General features: G+C 36.7%; 20 protein-coding genes, 1 pseudogene and 1 riboswitch. Of the genes and pseudogenes, 10 read left to right on the top strand and 11 right to left on the bottom strand.

Features of this window, described 5'->3' with window-relative positions; genetic code table 11:
• Position 1 precedes the first annotated feature (1 nt).
• Genes A6A10_RS04200 through A6A10_RS09615 form a run of 8 tightly spaced genes read left to right on the top strand, consistent with a single transcriptional unit; the run spans position 2 to position 7,930 of the window.
• Positions 2–1,303 (top strand): DNA circularization protein, encoded by a 1,302-nt coding sequence (locus A6A10_RS04200; protein WP_170143751.1) that lies wholly within the window; start codon positions 2–4, stop codon positions 1,301–1,303.
• The gene (locus A6A10_RS04195) at positions 1,287–2,405 is read left to right on the top strand and encodes a phage baseplate assembly protein (RefSeq protein WP_121121666.1); all 1,119 of its coding nucleotides are present in this window, start codon (positions 1,287–1,289) and stop codon (positions 2,403–2,405) included. The genes A6A10_RS04200 and A6A10_RS04195 overlap by 17 nt, the downstream gene beginning before the upstream one ends.
• Positions 2,406–2,407: 2 nt before the next feature.
• Positions 2,408–3,067: a phage baseplate assembly protein V gene (locus tag A6A10_RS04190; RefSeq protein ID WP_121121668.1), complete on the top strand. Its 660-nt coding sequence runs from the start codon at positions 2,408–2,410 to the stop codon at positions 3,065–3,067.
• A gap of 56 nt (positions 3,068–3,123) precedes the next feature.
• A complete protein-coding gene (locus A6A10_RS04185; protein ID WP_121121670.1) occupies positions 3,124–3,474 on the top strand; it encodes a phage GP46 family protein in 351 nt (116 codons plus the stop codon).
• A gap of 11 nt (positions 3,475–3,485) precedes the next feature.
• Entirely contained in the window at positions 3,486–4,553 is a 1,068-nt protein-coding gene (locus A6A10_RS04180) for a baseplate J/gp47 family protein (protein WP_121121672.1), read from the top strand.
• Complete coding sequence (locus A6A10_RS04175; RefSeq protein WP_229583621.1) at positions 4,553–5,128, top strand: YmfQ family protein; 576 nt, start codon at positions 4,553–4,555, stop codon at positions 5,126–5,128. Before A6A10_RS04180 ends, A6A10_RS04175 begins: the two co-directional genes overlap by 1 nt.
• Positions 5,128–7,698, top strand: a complete 2,571-nt coding sequence (locus tag A6A10_RS04170) for a tail fiber domain-containing protein (RefSeq protein ID WP_121121674.1) — start codon at positions 5,128–5,130, stop codon at positions 7,696–7,698. The genes A6A10_RS04175 and A6A10_RS04170 overlap by 1 nt, the downstream gene beginning before the upstream one ends.
• Positions 7,691–7,930: a hypothetical protein gene (locus A6A10_RS09615; RefSeq protein WP_121121676.1), complete on the top strand. Its 240-nt coding sequence runs from the start codon at positions 7,691–7,693 to the stop codon at positions 7,928–7,930. The genes A6A10_RS04170 and A6A10_RS09615 overlap by 8 nt, the downstream gene beginning before the upstream one ends.
• Positions 7,931–8,258: 328 nt before the next feature.
• Here A6A10_RS09615 and A6A10_RS04165 read toward each other — a convergent pair.
• The 10 genes and pseudogenes from A6A10_RS04165 to A6A10_RS04120 form a co-directional block, all read right to left on the bottom strand.
• Positions 8,259–8,849 (bottom strand): annotated as a pseudogene (locus A6A10_RS04165) (MFS transporter); the annotation flags it as partial.
• Positions 8,839–9,513 (bottom strand): thiamine phosphate synthase, encoded by a 675-nt coding sequence (gene thiE, locus A6A10_RS04160; RefSeq protein ID WP_121121680.1) that lies wholly within the window; start codon positions 9,511–9,513, stop codon positions 8,839–8,841. The pseudogene A6A10_RS04165 and the gene thiE, both read right to left, overlap by 11 nt.
• A gap of 37 nt (positions 9,514–9,550) precedes the next feature.
• Complete coding sequence (thiD, locus tag A6A10_RS04155; RefSeq protein WP_121121682.1) at positions 9,551–10,360, bottom strand: bifunctional hydroxymethylpyrimidine kinase/phosphomethylpyrimidine kinase; 810 nt, start codon at positions 10,358–10,360, stop codon at positions 9,551–9,553.
• Positions 10,353–11,153 carry a hydroxyethylthiazole kinase gene (gene thiM, locus A6A10_RS04150; protein WP_121121685.1) on the bottom strand — a complete coding sequence of 267 codons (801 nt, stop codon included), beginning with the start codon at positions 11,151–11,153 and terminating at the stop codon, positions 10,353–10,355. Before thiM ends, thiD begins: the two co-directional genes overlap by 8 nt.
• Before the next feature lie 10 nt (positions 11,154–11,163).
• Complete coding sequence (locus A6A10_RS04145) at positions 11,164–12,108, bottom strand: ABC transporter substrate-binding protein (RefSeq protein ID WP_121121687.1); 945 nt, start codon at positions 12,106–12,108, stop codon at positions 11,164–11,166.
• Between the two features lie 13 nt (positions 12,109–12,121).
• Complete coding sequence (gene tenA / locus A6A10_RS04140; protein WP_121121689.1) at positions 12,122–12,772, bottom strand: thiaminase II; 651 nt, start codon at positions 12,770–12,772, stop codon at positions 12,122–12,124.
• Between the two features lie 29 nt (positions 12,773–12,801).
• Entirely contained in the window at positions 12,802–13,554 is a 753-nt protein-coding gene (locus A6A10_RS04135; protein ID WP_121121691.1) for an ABC transporter permease, read from the bottom strand.
• Positions 13,551–14,276, bottom strand: coding sequence for an ABC transporter ATP-binding protein (locus A6A10_RS04130; RefSeq protein WP_121121693.1), 726 nt, complete (start codon positions 14,274–14,276; stop codon positions 13,551–13,553). Before A6A10_RS04130 ends, A6A10_RS04135 begins: the two co-directional genes overlap by 4 nt.
• Positions 14,277–14,367: 91 nt before the next feature.
• Positions 14,368–14,460, bottom strand: a riboswitch (TPP riboswitch).
• 152 nt (positions 14,461–14,612) lie between these two features.
• Positions 14,613–15,326, bottom strand: coding sequence for a UMP kinase (gene pyrH / locus A6A10_RS04125; protein WP_121121695.1), 714 nt, complete (start codon positions 15,324–15,326; stop codon positions 14,613–14,615).
• Between the two features lie 397 nt (positions 15,327–15,723).
• A complete protein-coding gene (locus A6A10_RS04120) occupies positions 15,724–16,674 on the bottom strand; it encodes an MBL fold metallo-hydrolase (RefSeq protein WP_121121697.1) in 951 nt (316 codons plus the stop codon).
• Positions 16,675–17,073: 399 nt separating this feature from the next.
• Between A6A10_RS04120 and A6A10_RS04115 the strand changes: the two genes are divergently transcribed.
• Together A6A10_RS04115 and A6A10_RS04110 are read left to right on the top strand one after the other, a co-directional pair.
• The gene (locus A6A10_RS04115; protein ID WP_121121699.1) at positions 17,074–18,399 is read left to right on the top strand and encodes an alpha-hydroxy-acid oxidizing protein; all 1,326 of its coding nucleotides are present in this window, start codon (positions 17,074–17,076) and stop codon (positions 18,397–18,399) included.
• A 118-nt stretch (positions 18,400–18,517) separates the two neighbouring features.
• Positions 18,518–19,201, top strand: a complete 684-nt coding sequence (locus A6A10_RS04110) for a DUF1007 family protein (RefSeq protein WP_121121701.1) — start codon at positions 18,518–18,520, stop codon at positions 19,199–19,201.
• Positions 19,202–19,275: 74 nt separating this feature from the next.
• Here the strand turns inward: A6A10_RS04110 and aroC are convergent, their stop codons facing one another.
• On the bottom strand, positions 19,276–20,358 hold the full coding sequence (aroC, locus tag A6A10_RS04105; RefSeq protein WP_121121703.1) for a chorismate synthase: 1,083 nt from the start codon (positions 20,356–20,358) through the stop codon (positions 19,276–19,278).
• Between the last annotated feature and the right edge of the window lie 2 nt (positions 20,359–20,360).

The raw sequence follows: 20,360 nt of genomic DNA, 5'->3' as shown, positions 1-20,360 counted from the left end.
TATGGGCTGGACTGTTCCTATTCAACGAGCTTCATATCGAGGTGTTCGATTTGATGTGTTAAGTATTACCGATTCTCTTGATAAGTCGCTAGTTGAGCATTCATACCCTTTTGTGGATGGCGTTGATTTAGAGGATATGGGCTTAAATGCTCGTACTGTTCAGATGCAGGCTGTTTTCTTTGGTGAAGGATACAATACTGATTTAAACAAATTAGTGAGCGTGTTACAAAAACAAGGTGCTGATGTTTTGGTGCATCCTGTTTTTGGTCGAATGCCTAATATGATTTGCTCATCCGCATCACTTCGACATGAAGCTGATTACGTTGATTATGTTGCTCTAGATTTGAATTTTATTGAGGCTACGCCAGCGAAGCCTATTTTTTTATTCCAATCTCAAATTGGGCAGATTGATGAATTAATCTCAAAGCTAGAAGATACTGTTGATTTGGGTATGAATTTTTGGGCTAATTCAGTCTCTAGTATGTCTGTGTTATATAACTGGAAATCAAGATTATTAAACTCATGGGGAGCAATTCATGAGACATTTTCTAGTATTAGAGAGCTTTTTGATTTGGATAAAAATAAGTACAAATTATCTTCAGCTATATCAATGTTATCTTATCAAGAGAAAAGTGCCAACGCTATTTTGAATATTAAAGAGATGATTGATGTCGGAGTGGCAAACGTGGCTGATAGATACTCTTTAACGTCCACATCTAAAATAAGAAATGTAAATGAAGCTACGTCAGCAGTAAAAAAAATTCCTTTGGATCTTGTGAAAAATGAAACTTATGGGAAATCTAAACTTATAAAGTTAAATGAAGGGGATGTGATTTATTTTTCTGCAATTGTTGATTTTTTTATAACAATAAAGCTTATTCAATTCTCAACGTTATTAATAGAGGATAAAGGCGATATATTAACCGCTTTTGAAATTGAGAAGTTAAATCATGATGTAAGGTTAAATGCTTTGGATTTAATCAATAAGGTTAGACATATTCAGCATGAAGATCAAAAGAAAAGTGAATCAGCTAAAACTACCGCAATCTATCAAGCAACAGAAAAATTGACTGAGGAATTAAAAAGTATTGTCCATAAATTTAAGTTATTGGCGATTACTACAATTAACAAAAAACCTCCGTTAATTGTAAGAAAAAGTGAAGTAAGCGGCACAATCCATCAAGTTGCACATCACTTTTACCAAGATTATCGCCGCGCTGACGAATTACTTTTGTTAAACCCCCAAATCGCTATGCCTAATTTTATTAAAGCGGAGGATTTGCTCAATGCTTATACAAAATGACATTATAGTTGAGATTGATGGTAAGCAGCATAAAAGTTGGAAAAGCTACAATATTGATAGCGATTTTTTAATTCCTGCTGATGCTTTCCAATTTGAGCTAGGTGTACCCTCTCAGCAAAATGAGGTAATTCCTGATTATTCGGGGAAGACTGCAAAGGTTTACATTAACCAACAATTGGTTATGACAGGTATAGTTGATAACACAAGGCATTATTTAAGAAAAGGCGAACGAACATTCTCTCTTAATGGAAGAGATAGAGCTTCAATTTTAGTGGATTGCTCTGCTCCAATTACTAATGTTAAAGGATTGACTGTGTTAGAGGCTGTAAAAAAAATTGTTGAACCATTGGGAATTAAGCAGGTTGAGCTAAAGGCAGAAAATAACCCTATTCTTGATAAGGTCGATATTGATATTGGCGAAAGTGCATGGGAAGCCATTATGCGTTGTGCCAATTCTGCTGGGTTGCATTGCTGGTTTAATTCTTCGGGTGTTCTTATTGTAGGAGGGGCGGATTATTCATCTCCCCCTGTCGCTACGCTTTGTTGCATGAAAAATGGTGAAAGAAATAACTTTTCTGATGTCAGTTTGGTGTATGACGTTACGCAACGTTATAGTGAAGTGACTTTTTTGGGGCAGCGACATGGTCGGGATGGAGACAGTAACAAGAATGATTTGAAGTGGATTTATAAAGATGAAGATATGGAAATTTATAAACCGAAAACCGTTGTATTAAGTGATGTTGAGGATTTGGAAGCACTGAAAAAACAAGCAAAAAAGCAATTATCTGATTGGCAATTAGAGGGGTTTACTTTAACGATTGTTGTACCTGATCACAAAACAGAGCAAGGTACATTATGGGAAGCTGGTCAACGAGTGCATGTCATTGTTGAGGAATATGGTGTTGATGCGATTTTTTTCTTAATGGGTCGGCGATTCTTATTATCCAGAATGAATGGAACACAAACGGAATTAAGGTTAAAACAAGATGGGGTTTGGACTCCAGATGCTTATTCTTCGAAATCAGAAAAAGCAAGAAATCGAAAAGGTAAAAAAGGCAAAAAGAGTAAGAAAGATAAGATTAATTTAGCGTTGGAGAAATAAAAATGAGAAAACTCACTCAACAATTAAAACAAATTGGAAAATCTGCAACAGATGCTTTGCGATTGGCTTTTAGAGGGAGTTTAAAGGTAACAAAAACCCAAAGTGCTATCCAGTTTTCTCAAGCTACAGGGTTATCAGGCGAAGTTTTGCAAGATATTGAGCTTATGCAACACTTCGGATTTACCTCTGTTCCGCCTGAGAATACCGAAGCGGTAATATTGCCAATGGGGGGCGAAACAACACATAGTGTTGTGATTGCCACAGAGCATGGTAGCTTTAGAGTTAAAGGGTTAAAGAATGGTGAGGTTGCCGTTTATGATAAAAGCGGTAGTACTATTATTTTAAAAGAAGGTCGTGTAATTGAAGTTGATTGTGATACTTTTAAAGTTAATTGCAAAAACTACGAAGTTACAGCTTTAAGCCAAGCAAAATTTTTTACCCCAACCTTAGAAACCTCTCAAGTATTTACCGCACAAGGTCAAATTAATGGTAACTCAGGCATGGCAGTGCAAGGTGGTAATGGTGCGAGTTTTTCAGGACCTGTTCAACAAAAAGATGGTAGTTTTTCTACTACTGGCGATGTGAAGGCAGGCAGTGTATCATTAAAAACTCATAAACATAATGAACAAGGCGATGGTAAGCCTACGTCATCTCCTCTCTAAAATCTACTGAACATCATCAGCATTTCTTCTTGTTTTGATTTCTCTATCCTTTGAGTATGGACAGAGAAATCAGCCCGCTTACTGGCGACTACACAACTAATACCATTCATTCACTGCAAAATGCAGTGTATATCAGATTGACTACACCGTTAGGCTCTTGGTGGGCAGATGGGCGTGTAGGTTCTCTGCTCCATACTATTCAACGAGAAAAAGATCTTGCTAGGGTTGGGTTGCTTGCTCAGCAATATGCAGAGGAAGCCTTAAAACCTTTAATTGATGATGGTAGAGCAATCGAAATCACTGTGACTCATACACAAAAGGGCGATGGAAATTTGTTATTGCAAATACAAGTTACAGATAACAGAGGTGAGATTTTGGTTTTTAAACACTTAGTAAAAGTAGTTTAAATGAGGTTTAAATGGCATTTATAACACCAACTTTAGAAGAGATTAGAGATAGCATTTTGAGAGATATATCTTCATTAGAGCCTAGAGCTGATATTAGCTCAGACTCTGATTATTATGTTAGAGCTTCCGCTTTAGCTAGTTGCCTCTCAGGTATTTACGCTCATCAAAATTGGATTGCCCGCCAAGCTTTTCCCGACACCGCCGACTCTGATTATTTAGAAATGCACGCTGGATTAAGAAAGATTTATCGGAAAAATGCTACCTATGCAACGGGCATAGTAGAAGTTTCAGGAGTTGTTGGTAGTTTCGTTTCTGAAAATCTTATCATAAAAACAGAAGATGATCGCTATTACATTACATCATCTTCAGGGGTTATTCCTGAGGAAGGAGTAATTCAAATTTCAGTTATCGCTTCTTCTTCGGGAGTGGTGGGTAATTTGAAAAATAGTACACCAGCAACCTTTATGAGTGCACCTGTGGGTGTGAGTAGTGAATGTTTATTGTTAAGTGTTAATGGTGGAACAGATCAAGAAAGCGACGCTGAGTTACTAGTTCGCTTACTTGAAAGAATTAGAAGACCTCCGTCAGGTGGTAATAAAAATGATTATAAAAACTGGGCATTGTCAGTGGATGGAGTAAGTTCGGCTTATGTTTACCCTTTAAGGCGTGGTGAAGGTACAGTTGATATAGCTATTACCAGCGGTGATGGACTGCCTAGTGATGAGATTGTTTTAGCTTGTCAAAATTTTATTGATTCAGTCAGACCTGTAACTGCTAAATCTTCATTAGTGATAAAACCAGTCTTAAAACCAGTTAATTTTGAAATAGAGGTAAAACTGGATGAAGAGATGGAGCTTGAGGTTATAACAAAAGATATTGAGCAAGCTTTATCTGAGTATTTTTTAGGGTTAAAGCCAGCAGATCCTCTTGTGGTATCTCAAATAGAAGCGGTTGTAAGTGATTTGATTGGAGTTGTTGATAGGAAAATTGTTAAGCCAAATGCTAATCAGCAGATTGATGCGTATTCCGAAATGGGATGGTTCAAACTTGGCTCTCTTGTTGTTAGGGAGATGAGTTAATGTCATCAATTCATGCTCGTTCTTTGATTAAGCTCCTTCCTCCAGTTTCTTATAACATCAGTGGAGATAATATCCATCAATCATTAGAGGTGGATGGACGGGCTTTAGATGTTTCGTTTTTATCCGCTAAAAAAACTTTAGATGGATTAAATCCATTAACGGGGGTTTTTATTAGTGAATGGGAACGTGTTTTAGGCATAAAAAATAATACTCAATCTATTGAGGTGCGAATTGATAGAGTTATTGCGAAATTAAATGATTTGGGTGGTTTATCAATTGAATATATTACTAAAAAAGCGGCGGAGCTAGGTTACGACATTGAAATAAAAGAACCCACTCCGTTTATTAGCGGGGTCTCTCATGCTGGAGATATGCTTTGGCATAAAGATATTATTTGGACTTTTTTTGTTAATGTTAATACTCAAACAGATAGCTATAAAAGATTTAGAGCAGGCATATCCCAAGCAGGAGATGCGTTGATGGGGCGTTTTTTTGATCCTGTGCTTGAGTTGCTTTTGGAAGAATTAAAACCTGCATTTTCAAGATGCTGGATTCGTTATTTAGGAGAATTTTAATGCGTGAAGTGATGAAAACAATCAATACTGCTACAGGTAGGTTTGTTGACGGCAATCCATCTACTGGAGAGTATGGCACGATTGTTACAGCCGAGTTTTTAAATAATATTCAAGACGGTGTTATTAATCTTCAAAAAGAAGCCAAAACTCTTTTAAAAGAAGCAGGTATTGAGCCTGATGGTGAACAGTTAAATCAAATCACTCTTGCAATAAAGTCACTTATAGATAAAGGGTACCAACAACAAATTGAAAATTTAGGAGCCGCTGATGCTTATAAGTTAATAGGTCAAGCTGAATCAGTGGGGCAACTTCGCACCATTCGCCCCGAGTCTCATGGTCAGAGAATTATTGTAAAATCTTATTATGAAGGTGGCGTAACAGGTGGTGGCGAATTTATTGCCGACCTACAAGACTTAATCACTCCTGATGATGGTGGTGTGTGTTTTGTCGTTGAAAATAATGGTGGGCGTTGGAAAAGAGTTTTTAAAAAACTAACCATTAATGACTTTGGTTTTTTAAAAAATTCCAATCAAGATGATGTAGTGCAATTTATTGATAAGACTCGCCTACCAATTGATTGCCTTGGACAAGAGTTGGTTGTAAGTAACCTTCCACAATACATTGATTTATTTACTAATGCTTGTTTTAAGATTGGCAAACTGCTTTACCCAACTCCTGACTTTTTTAAAACAGATGTCGCAAAAGTGACTAATGCTGGAATTTACGTGTCGCATCCTCAGGATTCGGCGTATTTGCTTAATAATCAAATTAGATGCTGGGTATCAACAGCTGACTCTCATCTTGACGCAGAAGTTCAAGCAGCGTTGATCTTCTCTGAAGATGCAGGTACTTCGTACTCATCTCCAAATCTTCTGGATATCACAAGACAGAATAACACAATATGGTCTGCAGGCGTGTCTCAGGGATTTGAGTACCTTTTTGAGAGAAAAGGTGGCGTGCAACCTTTTAGTTATGCTCTTCATAAAAGAAAGATCCCTGAAGGCGAAACTGCTAATTATTCAGAAAAATTTACTATTACCGACATTGAATTCCCCTTGCCAAGCTGGACAAGCTCGCAGCCAGTTATGATTCATAGCTTCGCACCAACTCCCAATGGGTTTGTGGTTGGAGCTTCTTGGAGTGAAGGGTGCGGTTTATATAAATCAGAAGATGGTGGCGCCTCTTTCACATTTATTGAGTTAGCGAAGGGCAGTGAATTTGAAGAACCAACAGTTAAATGTGAGAATGGAATTTTCGCTGGATTTATCAGAAATGGGAACAATGGAGGTAGACCGTATTTTTGGTTTTCCGATGATAATTTGAATACCATTAATCGTAGCCAAGTGCCAGAAGGTGTTTTTTTAAATAATAAATTACAAGACTCATGTGTTCCATTGATTATTACTGATGGAGTGATTCACGCTTTTACGACCGCGAGAAACGGAAGTGAGGCAGGTTTTACTGATGATAGATTGGCACCGATTTATTATATTAAGTGTGATATAAACAAGAGAAATACCTTCTGGGATTCCGCCCAAGTGTTTATGGTGGGTTATGCTTATCACGCTGAGAAAAGAGGGGCTAGTGCTTGCGGACAAGGTTCGGTTGTGAAATATGAGAACAAAATTATTTACCTTTATGGTTCAGAGGAAAGAACTGGAAGTCATTTAACTCTTAATAGAATAGCAAACATTCACGCGTTAACCTTGTTTGATAAAAGCTCTAGCGGCATGGTTGATTTTAAAGCTAAAACTGAAATCTTGAGAGCAGGAGGTGATGTTTTAAAAACCTTAGCGGGAGAAAATGTATTCGCAACAGGAAATGCTATTTTTAGAAGTAGTCGCACAGTTTCGGGTAAAACTAAAAAAGCGACAAAAACTAGAGATAACATTGTCATAGATGGTGGGCGAAGCTCTGCTGGGGTGACAATAACAACAGATGGACCTTATGCACAGTTTTCGTCGGTCGACGATGAGAATACTATCTGTGGAATTAGGGTAGATAATACTAATTCCGCTATTCAAATTGTTTCAAAAAGTAAAACAATGATGAGATATGACCATGCAGCTAATTCTTGGAGACCAGAGGCTCATAACGATAATAAGACATCGCTCGGTGGTGTAAACACAAGGTTTAGTCAAATTTACGCTGGAACTGGCGCTATCTCGACATCAGACGGGCGACTTAAGAAGGATGTTGGTCAAATCCCTGATGACGTCATCGAAGCGTGGCGCGAGGTTAATTTTATTCAATACAAATGGAAAGATTCCGTTGAAGAGAAGGGATTAAATGCGAGATTTCATACAGGAGTAATTGCACAAAATATAAAAGAAACCTTTGAATCCAAAGGCTTGAACGCCCAAGACTATGGACTACTTTGCTTCGAAAGTTGGGAGGGACAGCCTGAAATAAGAGATGAAGATGGAACTATTATTCAAGAGGCTATTCCTTCAGGTGATAGATGGGCTATTCGAGCGGACGAATGTTTGTTTATGGAAGTAGAGTCGGCTAGAAGAAAATCTAGAGAGCTTGAAAAGAGATTGTTAGAGTTGGAGGGTAAACTTGACTAAAAAAAATTACTGTACAGGTTTAAAAAAAACCTCTCAAAAAACAAATAATTGCTGTCACCAGCACGATCGTGATTATGGGGTTAAAGGGACTGTATCCCGAAGCGAAGCAGATCGAAGATTAAGAGTTTGTATGATTCAAAACAACAAGCCAGTTCAAGCTTGGGTGTTTTGGGTTGTCGTAAGATTGTTTGGTTGGTTCTTTTTTAAGAAAAAAAAGGAGAAACATAAGTAAGGTAGATAATTGGAAAGCATTTGAGAGTGCTAGAAGAGTTATAATGAATGCGCCAGCAAGCCACAACGGGAAGTATGAAGATAATATGGTTTATAAATTTTAAAGGGTTTAGGTACGCAATTAAAAAAAAGCTTGGGAGTTGTAGCATCTCAAGCTTTTTGCCATTAAAGTCTAATAAATAGATATTCCGTAAAAACAATTTCATTCTATAGCCATTTCCTCTGAAAGTAAATTTTTATTAAATTAATTCATTTTATTTTGCATAGTTATCTTTGCTAGTATTATGCAAAATAAAATGGCTTTTTATGCAAAAAAATTCAACGCGTTACATAACCACTAACACAACGGAAGAAATAAATGGAATACGCCATCCCCATTCAACAAAAGCTTCTTCGCCAACAATTAAACTCACAATGAAAAAGACGGCATTCGCTAACAGTAAGCCAATTGGCGCGCCAAGTTGAGGGAAGATCCCAAACCACGCACGTCTATTTTTAGGAGCATTTTCTATCGCAACGAGCGCAGCACCGCCCCACTCTCCCCCAATACCAATACCTTGCCCAACACGACAAAGGCAGAGCAATACAGTCGCCCAAATACCAATACTTTGATAAGTTGGTAAAAAGCCAATCACAACAGTGGAAATGCCCATCATGATAAGCGAAAAAACGAGGGATTTTTTTCGACCAAATTTATCGCCAATATGCCCAAATAAAATAGAACCTATCGGACGAGCGAAAAAGGCTAAAGCCAATGTGGAGAGTGAGGCTAATTGGTTAGAAAGTGGATCAGCACTACTAAAAAATTGATGATTGAATACCAACACAGCAGCCATTGCATAGATATAATTATCAAAATATTCAATGGCTGTCCCCACCATTGTGGCAATCACAATCTTTTGTGGGGAATTATTCTTCATGATGTCCTCGTAGTAATGCTTTTACTGTTTGAGGAATATTCTCAGAATAGGTAATCGCCGTAATCACTGCAACACCATCTGCACCATTTTTACGAAGTTGTTCGACACTATCAGCTTTCACGCCCCCAATCGCAACTAGTGGTTTAGTAATTCCCGCTTCTCTTAAGGTTTTAATAAAATCTATACCGACTACAGGTTTTGGATCTTCTTTAGATTGCGTAGGGAAAATTGGTCCGATACCAAAATAATCAATCGCCTCAAGATCGTTGCTTGCTAAAGCTTCTGTCATTTTATTCACTGATAATCCAACAATAATCGGTTTATCTGTTTTTTTGCGAATTTCTAATGCTGACATATCACTTTGTCCAACGTGGACACCATCGGCATTAATTTCTAAGGCTAAATCGACGTTATCATCAATGATGAAAGGCACGTTGTATTTATTACAAAGATCACGGCACTTAATTGCTAATTCTTTTTGCTTTTCGGGTTGACCAACTAATGAAAATTTCCCTTTATCACGGAATTGAAAGCACGTTACACCACTTTGTAATGCCTGTTCCAAGATCGATAACAAATGTTGAGCAGGATCACCCGATAAATGACGGCAATCCTGAGTTCCCGCAATAAAATAAAGCGGTAAGATCTGACGAATATTTTGCATATTTTATTCCTTACAACTGTTTTTCTTACAACCGTTCTTATGACAACTGCGAATAAGCCCAATGATTAGTTGGTCCGTGTCCGTGTCCAATATTTAATGGATGGGTAATAGCCGCTGTAATAAAGTCTTTTGCAATTCTCATAGCCTCTTCCATTGGCTGACCTTTGGCTAATTCAGCGGTTAAACAAGCGGAAAATGTGCAACCTGTACCATGCGTATGGGGTGTATTAAAACGAGGGGACTCTAAAACAAATTGTGCTTTGTCCGTAAACACCCAATCTCGACAAATTTCACTTTGAGAATCTAATTCGTGCCCGCCTTTAATGATGACATTTTTAGTTCCTAGTGCTTTTAAGCGTTTAACCGCTTCCTTCACTGATGCTTCATCAGTAATTTTTACACCACTTAACGCTTCAGCTTCGGGAATATTCGGAGTAATTACATCAGCTAAAGGCAGTAAATTTTCGACCAGAGCATTCACCGCATTTTCTTGCAATAAAGGCGCACCACCTTTTGCGATCATCACAGGATCTAATACAAATTGCCCAAATTGATATTTTTTCAAATTTTCTGCCACACACTCAATGATCTCTGGTGTGCCTAACATCCCAACTTTTACTGCTTGAATATCAAAATCATCAGCAATTGCTTTGATCTGAGCTTCAATGGTTTTAATTGGCACTGGATGAATATCAAATACACCTAGAGTATTTTGAGCAGTAATCGCAGTAATCGCCGAAGTACCAAATACGCCTCGCATTTGGAAAGTCTTTAAATCTGCTTGAATACCTGCTCCACCGCCACTATCTGAACCTGCGATAGTCAGTGCTTGTTTTACATTAGACATTGTTTACTCTCCCATATTGTTCAATCTTCTCAACCGATAAACTGGCTAATTGATCAAGCAATCCAACATAGAATTGTCCGTTATCCGTTGGCGATAATTTTTCTGCTAAGATTTCCCCTGCAACTGCATAAGCAGTACAAGCTTCCACTACGGCATCAAAATAATGTTGTTTTTCAGCAACTGCCAAAAAAGCACCACAAACAGAACTTAATAAACAACCTGATGCCGTAATTTTAGGGAACATTGGTGTACCGTTATGGATATTGACGGTTTTTACTCCATCACTTACCACATCCACTTCTCCACTGATTGCCACAACAGATTGATATTGATTAGCCACTTTTTTCGCAATGCTATTCATATCCGCATTACCATCTCCCGCATCTACACCTTTCGCTTGCCAATCTTCGCCTGCAATGGTTGCTAATTCGCCCGCATTACCTCGAATCAGTGCGAACTGAACTTCCGCTAATAATTGACTGATAATTTGCTTACGGTAACTGGTTGCCCCAACACCAACAGGATCTAATACCACAGGAATACCAATTTTATTGGCGGTTTTACCTGCTAATAACATCGCCTCTGCTTCTTTACCAATCAGTGTGCCTATATTAATCACAAGAGCCTGACTTAAAGCTGGGACTTCTTCCATTTCTTCAACATTAGCAGACATAATTGGCGAAGCACCTATCGCCAATAATCCATTAGCACAATAATTGGCTGCGACAATATTGGTAATATTGTGGATCAATGGATTTTGCAGTCTGATTTTTTCTAAATAAATTGATTTCATATTCTTTCCTCTACTGTAATTCAACAGCGTAATTTTTTAATTCTGGCACTGTTTTAATTAACCCTTGAGCCTGCATAAATTCTGCCATTGCTTGATAACGATGAGCATCTAATGCTCTTGGTCTTAACGCTAAACGAGGTAAAGTATCTTTCCATGCCATTTGATTTAATTCATCACCTAATTCATTTGGCTTATAACTAACAAAGGCTTCCCACGCTTCATCTGGATGATTTAAGGTAAAGATAGTTGCTTCCTCTAACGCACTTAAAAAATCAGAGAATTTTTTATCTGAAATATTTTTGGTGTTAGCCGTAAGAATTAACTCATCATAAGCAGGTACACCATGTTCTTCTGGGTAAAATGCTAAACCTTCATTTTTTTCTAATTTCAACTGATTAAGTTCGAAATTGCGATAAGCCCCGATGACCGCATCAACTTGACCAGATAACAATGATGGAGAAAGAGAGAAATTCACATTAACTAACTCAACATCATCTTTTGTGACACCTGATGACTGCAACATCATATCCAAAATAGTGCTTTCAAAACCTGTTACTGAATACCCTACTTTCTTCCCTTTTAAATCAGATAATTGATTAATGTTTCCACTTTTAAGTACAACTAGGCTTGTTAGCGGACTGGAAATTAATGTACCGATTCTTACTACAGGTAAGCCCTCAGCCACTTGTAGTTGTAATTGAGGTTGATAATCTACCGCCATATCAACATCACCAGAAGCGACTAATTTAGGTGCTAATGAAGGATCAGCAGGCTCAATAATTTCAACCTCTAAATCATATTTATCAAAATAGCCCTTTTGTTGTGCAACAATCAGCGCTGCGTGATCGGGATTCACAAACCAATCCAACATCAGCGAGATTTTTTCTTTTGCGTAAGCTGAACCCGTGCTTGCTAAACTTGCCATAAGGCATAATGCGACTGTCAATTTTTTCATTGTGTTTTCCTCTTTAACTTAAATCTAAACCCATTTGCCAAAATGCCATTTCCATTCTGGTGGCTGTATTAAAAATGTGTTGAAGTTTCTCAAGTTGTGAAGCGGTCAGATCTGCACAAAGTTTTTCAATATTGTCTGCCAAATTTTGTGCTGATTTTTGGAATTCTGGATCCGCATAAGTATTGATCCAATCTTGATAAGGATTGTTTGCTCCACTGCCTTGTTCACTTAATCTTTTGCCAATTTCTGCATAGCCAATCGCACAAGGTGCAAGAGCAACATAAAGCTCAGCTAATCCTCCTTTGATACCGCAATCTAAGACATAACGAGTGTAAGCAATACAGGCGGATGATTCTGGTGTACTAAACAATTCTTGTTCCGAAATACCCCAGCTTTTACAAAAATCGATATGTAATTGAATTTCTTGTAATAAGTCTGCATTCATTTGTTGAGCCTGAAAAATTTGTTCAAAATTTTCTGCCTTAAAAATGCCTAATGAATTAGCTCGGCTGTATTGAAAAAGAAATAAATAATCTTGTTTTAAATAATGCTGAAAAGAGGCTTTGCTCAACGTACCTTGCCCTAACTGCTGAACAAAATCATGCTCAACATAGGCTCTCCAATAAGGCTGAGCATTGCTTATGAATTTATCAATAATCGACATAATGTCTCCTTTAAACTAATAGATCGGAATTAGCGAACTTGTGAAATCCAAGGGATAAAATAGCGTAGTAATTTATCTGTAAAAAAATACAAAAAGAGCGTGATTAAAACGAGAATAAATAGGGCTGAAAACATGAGATCAACTTGCATTCGAGCATTCGCATTTAACATTAAATAGCCCAGCCCTTCTGATGAACCAACCCATTCGCCAATCACCGCCCCAATGGGAGCAATCGAAACCGCAATTCTCAAACCCGATGCTAATGCAGGCAATGCCGCGGGGAATTTCACTTTAAGTAATAACGCAAGCGGTGAGATCTTGATAGTATTTGCCAATTCCAACCACGTTTTAGGTGTGTTTCTTAAACCGTCATAACAGGCTGCGGTGACAGGGAAATAAATAATAAGGATAGTCATCACAATCTTAGATGCCATGCCATACCCAAACCAAAGGACGAGTAATGGGGCAATGGCAAATATCGGTATCGCTTGAGAAGTGATCAGGATCGGCAATAAAAATGAAGAAATTGTCTTAGATAAACTCAAAAGTACTGCGGATAAAAGTCCAAATAGCACACCAAGTACTAAACCAACCACAATTTCAATTAATGTAGTCTGAGTATGTTGCCACAATAATGAGGTATTCTCAGAAAACTTATTCACAATATCGAGGGGTGTTGGCAATAAATAGTGAGGAATCTGCCAAAATGTCACAGCTAATTGCCAACACATAAGTAATATAACAGCTAATACAAGCGGGCGGATAATCGGTAAAATTTTCATACTAAATCCCCGCTTGCAAGTTCGTCGAGTAATTCTTTCTGCAATTTCCAGAGGGATTCTTGATTTAACTCTCGAGGTAAATCATCGGGTAAAGATATCTGATGAGTAATGGTTGCTGGGCTCCCCTTTAAGATCGCTATACGATGACTCAAACGAATAGCTTCTTGCGGATCGTGGGTGATCAATAAAATTGTTTTATCTTTGAGTAAAGTATAGGCAAGATTTTGTAGCTGATAACGCGTTACTGCATCTAATGCAGAAAAAGGTTCATCCATCAAAATAATATCAGCCTCTTGCATTAAAGTTCTTGCTAGAGCAACACGTTGTTTTTGGCCACCAGAGAGTTGATAAGGCGCTTTATGAATATGCTCTATCATCTTTACCTGTTCAAGTAACGCTTTAGCTTTTTCTACTGTTTGTTGATTTTTACGCCCTGATAAATGTGCTTCAAGTTGGACATTATCCAAAATAGAGAGCCAAGGATATAAGGCATCTTCTTGGGCTAACCAAGCAATTTTTGATTGAGGAGAGAAATCTATTTTTCCTTGTTGAATGGCTTCATTTTCTAAGCCCGCAATCGCCCTAAGTAAAGTTGATTTTCCCACGCCTGAACTACCAAGTAATGTAGTCCATTGCCCTTTGACTAGGCTAAAAGAAAAATCGTTAAATAGCACTTGTTGATCAAATGCTAAGGTTAGATTGTCAATCATTACGCTACGCATATCAGACACCTTGCAAATAGTAAGATGTTGCTAAATAGATGATGATTTAAAATAGAAAATAAAAGACAGGTAGAATTTGAATAGTATATATTTTGACATAATGTTAGTTTCCTACGGCAGTATTAACTGAATCAGGTTCACGGGTATTATCTCAGCAAGTAAAATCGCACCCCGACTAATATGTTTTTGGAGTCTATATGCATTTACAAAAAATTGCAAAAATATTTACATTTAGGTGTTCATTAACAAAAAAGCCACAAAGAATCCCTTGATACCTTATGGCTAAATAAAAATTATGAAGAAAATTTCTTATAATTATATTCTTAAAAAATTACATTAAGAAATTGTAGTCCCTTCTTCTGTACCTAATACAACTTGACGTAATGCTCCGGACTTGCCCATGTTAAACACACGGATTGGCATGCCATGGTCACGAGCTAAAGTAAATGCAGCTAAATCCATAACTTGTAATTCTTTATCGATCACTTCTTCATAACTTAATGTTTTATACAATACTGCATCTGGATTTTTAACTGGATCTTTATCATATACTCCATCAACTTTTGTTGCTTTTAATACCACATCAGCTTCGATTTCAATACCACGTAAACAGGCTGCTGAATCAGTGGTAAAAAATGGACTACCTGTTCCAGCAGAGAAAATCACGACACGTTTTTCACGTAACATTTTTATCGCTTCTGACCAGTTATAAGTATCGCAAATACCATTTAACTGAAATGCTGACATTAATTTGGCATTCACCTCTGCACGGTGTAAAGCATCGCGCATTGCAAGTCCATTCATGACTGTAGCAAGCATTCCCATATGATCACCCACTACACGATTCATCCCTGCTTTAGCGAGTTTTGCACCACGGAATAAGTTTCCCCCGCCAAGAACTACACCAACTTCAACTCCCATCTCCACTAATTCTTTAATTTCAATAGCCATTCTATCTAGAATGGAAGGATCGATACCAAACCCTTCACTACCTTGTAATGCTTCACCACTAAGTTTTAGTAAAATACGTTTATAAATTGGAGTACTCATTCTTAACCTCTTTGTCTTGTTTTAAGGAAAAATCGCGTCATTATAAAGCATCTCATGCTTCGAGAAAACTCTTATCATTTATAAGCTTATTAATTATACTCATGTATAATTTACGCACAGAAATTTATTGTTTTTTATAAATTACTATTCATATTTCTAATAGTAATATAATTTTATCTTAATAAAAATAATTAAAATATATTTGCTAATAAAAATAAAATATAATTTTTTAAATTATTAAATAACTTAAATAAAAATTTAATTCAATTAAAATATATCATTAAAAACAATACATTATATCTTTCTATAGGTATTAAATAAAAAGAAGCCATGCTTCTGAAAAATAAGCACGGCTTTCTCTTTATTTATTCAAATTTATTTGAAATTATTCGAATGATTACCATTCACCACGACGGTGGTTAGAAACCCAACGATACATACCAACAATATTTAATGTTTTCATATTATTGAAACCAATCCAATCTTGAATATCTGGACTAAATTTAACATTACGGTAAAGTTGATCCCAAGATTGACCTTCACGCACTAAATGAAGCACTTGATCATGTAAATCTACCATGTAATCACGCAAAGCTCTTTCATCTTCTTTTGTTGCTAAACCATAGTGACCAACATCAATAACATCAACATCTTGCTCTAATACCCAATTTAAAGTATCAATCCATCCTGGATAGTAGAAATCTAAGAAGTCATTATATGGCATACTCTTACTTTCACACACGTCTGTACATTGTAGGGCTTTCTGGCGAGGGAATAATACCATTATCATACTATCTGAATGGCTTGGTGCGACACGATGTAATTCAACAGTTTCACCGCCAATACTAATAGTCATATCTTTATCAAATACACGATTTGGTACAGCATAAGGAAGTTTTTCACCAACAATTGGTTCAACCGCTCTTTGATTTGCAACAATTGTTGCACCTGCTTTTTGGAATACTTGGCTACCAGCCATGTGGTCAGCATGTGCATGAGTTAAAACTACATATTTTACAGGAACATTAAAACGAGTTTTAATTTCATTATTAAGCCATTCTGCAGCACAGGTAGCTCCGCCATCCACAACCACAGCGCCTTCATCAGTAATCATAACCAGACCACTATGAACGGCTAAACCTGCACCATTTGTATGGCGATATAAGTTATCTTTAATATGGACCAATGTAGGTGCAACAGTATCACACATACCTACAGTCATATCCGGTAACATTGTACGATTTTCATATTGGGATATGTCAACATCAACACCAGTATCAGATGCAGCAACTGCACCCAAAGAGAAAGTCATGCTTGCTAGAGCTAGCAAAGTTTTTTTAAATGACATACTAAAATCCTCAAACTAAAACAAAAGTAAAAAGTACCAATAAATTATAAAAATAATATATCTATTAAAATATTAATACTTTAGATTAATGCCTCTTAATATATTTTTTAATATTTATAAATTATTTATTTACCATTAATTGATAATAAAAAAACATTAAATATTAAGGACATTGGTTGGCATTATACGCTCATTTATTTTTTATTCAATTATTTACATTTTAAAAAAAAAGAATTAACATTAGCAAAGTTTTTTAAACAAATAACCATTAAATATTTATGGTTATTATGTTAATAAAACAACTAGCAATGCAAAAATGATATAATATTATTACAAATAATGTGTCAATAAACTTGCCTTGCAATTTCTTTCATCTTCATCAAATATTGAGGAATAAATATGACTTCATCTCATCAATTAGATACTTCTGTAAAAGAAGTAGAAACTACAACAGTAGGAGTTTCGGAAAAAGAAACTCTATCTAGACGTAAATTTCTTAGTGCTGCAGGTCTAGGTTTAGGTGTAGCTAGCGTTGGATTAAGTACATTACCATTTATGAGTGCTCCAGCATTTGCAGCAGACAAATCAACAAGTGCAAAAAAAGCAACTAAAACAGCTTACGGTGCAAGTACTGCAGATAAACCAATTCAAGTTGTTAGTCTTGAACGTTTGGAAGAACCTGCAAGTAAAGTTATTCCAAAAGCTGGTTTTGAATTTGTATCTGGTGCAGCTGGTGCAGAGTGGACTATGCATGAAAACCGTCGTGCATTTGATGATTACCGCATAGCAGCAAAACGCTTAGTAGGTTTATCTTGGAGTGATATTGATACTTCAACTAAATTATTGGATTTAGATCTAGCATCTCCAGTCATTGTTGCTCCTATGGGTGCTCACGCAATGGTCCACGAAAGCGGAGAACAATTAACAGCTAAAGGTGCAGAGTTAGCAAATACTTTGTACTGCTCTTCAGGCGCATCAAATGCAACTCTTGAACAAATTGCCGAATCAACTAAAGGCCCTAAATGGTTCCAGTTATATTATAACAATGATGAAGAAGTGACTAAATCATTGTTAACTCGTGCAAAAAATGCAGGTTATTCAGCAATCATTTTAACAGCTGATGCACTTGGTCCTGGCCAACCAGAAAACTTCATCGCTATGGGTAGCCCTTTCCGTCCAGATAGATCATTCGGTAACCATGATCCAAAAATGGGTGGTACTGGTGACTTCTTCAATCAAAAAACAGCTTTAACAACTAAAGACATTGAATTCATTAAAAGCTTTACTGGTTTACCAGTTATTGTTAAAGGTATCTTACGTCCAGACGATGCCGAAAGATTTATTCAAGCTGGCGCTGATGCAATCCAAGTGTCAAACCATGGTGGTCGTCAAATTGATGGTGTTCCTGCAAGCATGACTGCCTTACCTGCTATTGCTAAAGTTGTAAATAAACGTGTACCAATCATTTTAGATGGTGGTGTTCGTCGTGGTATTGATATCGTACGTGCGGTAGCTATGGGTGCAACAGCAGTTGCTGTAGGCCGTCCAATTTTATACGGTTTAGGGTTAGGTGGCTCTCAAGGTGTTAAATCTGTGATTGATTTCTTAAATAAAGATTTAGTTTCAGCAATGATCTTAAGTGGAGCTGGAAAATTATCAGATTTAGATCCTAGCTACATTGATATTGTCGGTGAAAATGTAAAATTTAATACTTATAACGGATAATCATTGTATTTCTTAATTTGATAGAAAAAGCGAACAGGTTTTCTGTTCGCTTTTTATCTATTACTACCTATTGGCTCATTAATTTAGCTAAAATATAGCTAATATCAAGTTGGAAACCATGAAAAAATATGCCCTTATCATTTTACTCAGCTATTTATTCTTTACAGAAAATCTCTTAGCTCACCCACATACATTTATTGATATGAAAAATAAAGTTCTTGTAGAAGACAATAAGCTAAGAGGCTTTGACATGAGTTGGAGATTAGATGAAATAACCTCATCACAGTTAATTTATGAATTAAAAAATGCAGAAGATAAGCAAAGAGCGGAACAAGACATCATTGGAGAACTCTCATTATATATAATGGGAAACCAGTTTTTTAGCCGATTATACAATGAAAAAGATAAACGGATTCAATTTGATGAACTCCCTATAAGCCCCTCTATTAAAATTGAAGATAGTAGAATCACCTATGACTTTGAATTACCACTATTAAACCCTGTGGAAACAAAAGGACACACATTCAAACTATTCACGTTTGAACCAACTTATTACCTTTCTATGAGTTATCTCGATCATAGGGATATAACTATTGATCCAGAATCACAATGTACTGTCTCTATTACGGAATCAAAAGTTGATGAATCTTTACGTCTTTATGCATCTCAATTAGATCAAGCTGCAACACCCGATATGTCATCAATTAGCCAATTCAAAAAATCAGATTCAGATCTTCCATCAGATATAGAATACTCTTTAGGTTCTCGATTTGCTCAACGAGCTAATATTGATTGTAACTAACTTTTGTTAAAAGAATAATTAGAAAAGTATTGCTCTATATTATTTCAATGATAAAAAATATCATGTATTCAAAATTAACGGCATTGAGCTTTAAAACGTAATAAATGATCTAACAACACTATTGCGACCATTGCTTCTGCGATAGGTACAGCCCTAATACCTACACAAGGGTCATGACGACCTTTTGTCACTAATTCGACTGATTCATTAGTTAAATTAATACTTTTGCCTGGAATTGTAATACTTGATGTTGGTTTTAATGCAATATGGGCGATAATGGGTTGACCTGAGCTAATTCCTCCGAGGATTCCTCCTGCATGATTCGACAAAAAGCCTTCTGGCGTTATTTCATCACGATGCTCACTTCCCTTTTGCTCAACCACATTAAATCCATCACCAATTTCTACACCTTTTACCGCATTAATTGACATTAAGGCATGGGCTAAATCAGCATCTAATCGATCAAATACAGGTTCTCCCAAACCAACAGGTACATTTTCTGCAATAACTGTTAGCTTTGCTCCGACAGAATTTCCTTCTTTTTTCAGATCTCGAATTAAGTTATCAAAAGGTTCTATAGCGGTAGGATCGGGACTAAAAAAAGGATTACTATTAACCTGTTCCCAATCAATTTTCTTAATATCTGCGACACTATCTGAATTGATCTTCACCGAGCCAATTTGCGATAAATATCCCCTAACTAAAATGCTAAACTTTTCTTTCAAATATTTTTTGGCAATAGCTCCGGCCGCTACTCGCATAGCAGTTTCTCTAGCAGAGGAACGCCCCCCTCCTCTATAATCTCGAATACCATATTTTTTCTGATAGGTATAATCCGCATGTCCTGGACGGAATTTATCCATAATATCGCTATAATCTTTAGAACGTTGATCACTATTCTGTATAATCAATCCTATACTTGTACCTGTTGTTTTTCCTTCAAATACACCAGATAGAATTTGAACCTCATCATCTTCTCTTCTTGGCGTAGTATAACGTGATGTACCTGGTTTACGTCTATCTAAATCAGGCTGAATATCAGCTTCTGTAAGCGATAAATTAGGTGGAATACCATCCACAATGCAACCCAATGCAATACCATGCGATTCGCCAAAGGTAGTTACTTTAAATATTTTTCCAATACTATTCCCTGCCATAT

The sequence above is a fragment of the Otariodibacter oris genome, assembly GCF_009684715.1.
Lineage (GTDB): Bacteria > Pseudomonadota > Gammaproteobacteria > Enterobacterales > Pasteurellaceae > Otariodibacter > Otariodibacter oris.
Note: the sequence above shows the minus strand (reverse complement) of the source record. Positions and strands in the feature narration are given on the sequence as shown.

Bases quoted from the DNA above. Each gene is read 5' to 3' on its own strand.
- A6A10_RS04200 (WP_170143751.1), top strand. From the start codon at position 2: ATGGGCTGGACTGTTCCTATTCAACGAGCTTCATATCGAGGTGTTCGA.
- A6A10_RS04195 (WP_121121666.1), top strand. From the start codon at position 1,287: ATGCTTATACAAAATGACATTATAGTTGAGATTGATGGTAAGCAGCAT.
- A6A10_RS04190 (WP_121121668.1), top strand. From the start codon at position 2,408: ATGAGAAAACTCACTCAACAATTAAAACAAATTGGAAAATCTGCAACA.
- A6A10_RS04185 (WP_121121670.1), top strand. From the start codon at position 3,124: ATGGACAGAGAAATCAGCCCGCTTACTGGCGACTACACAACTAATACC.
- A6A10_RS04180 (WP_121121672.1), top strand. From the start codon at position 3,486: ATGGCATTTATAACACCAACTTTAGAAGAGATTAGAGATAGCATTTTG.
- A6A10_RS04175 (WP_229583621.1), top strand. From the start codon at position 4,553: ATGTCATCAATTCATGCTCGTTCTTTGATTAAGCTCCTTCCTCCAGTT.
- A6A10_RS04170 (WP_121121674.1), top strand. From the start codon at position 5,128: ATGCGTGAAGTGATGAAAACAATCAATACTGCTACAGGTAGGTTTGTT.
- thiE (WP_121121680.1), bottom strand. From the start codon at position 9,513: ATGCAAAATATTCGTCAGATCTTACCGCTTTATTTTATTGCGGGAACT.
- thiD (WP_121121682.1), bottom strand. From the start codon at position 10,360: ATGTCTAATGTAAAACAAGCACTGACTATCGCAGGTTCAGATAGTGGC.
- thiM (WP_121121685.1), bottom strand. From the start codon at position 11,153: ATGAAATCAATTTATTTAGAAAAAATCAGACTGCAAAATCCATTGATC.
- A6A10_RS04145 (WP_121121687.1), bottom strand. From the start codon at position 12,108: ATGAAAAAATTGACAGTCGCATTATGCCTTATGGCAAGTTTAGCAAGC.
- tenA (WP_121121689.1), bottom strand. From the start codon at position 12,772: ATGTCGATTATTGATAAATTCATAAGCAATGCTCAGCCTTATTGGAGA.
- A6A10_RS04135 (WP_121121691.1), bottom strand. From the start codon at position 13,554: ATGAAAATTTTACCGATTATCCGCCCGCTTGTATTAGCTGTTATATTA.
- A6A10_RS04130 (WP_121121693.1), bottom strand. From the start codon at position 14,276: ATGCGTAGCGTAATGATTGACAATCTAACCTTAGCATTTGATCAACAA.
- pyrH (WP_121121695.1), bottom strand. From the start codon at position 15,326: ATGAGTACTCCAATTTATAAACGTATTTTACTAAAACTTAGTGGTGAA.
- A6A10_RS04120 (WP_121121697.1), bottom strand. From the start codon at position 16,674: ATGTCATTTAAAAAAACTTTGCTAGCTCTAGCAAGCATGACTTTCTCT.
- A6A10_RS04115 (WP_121121699.1), top strand. From the start codon at position 17,074: ATGACTTCATCTCATCAATTAGATACTTCTGTAAAAGAAGTAGAAACT.
- A6A10_RS04110 (WP_121121701.1), top strand. From the start codon at position 18,518: ATGAAAAAATATGCCCTTATCATTTTACTCAGCTATTTATTCTTTACA.
- aroC (WP_121121703.1), bottom strand. From the start codon at position 20,358: ATGGCAGGGAATAGTATTGGAAAAATATTTAAAGTAACTACCTTTGGC.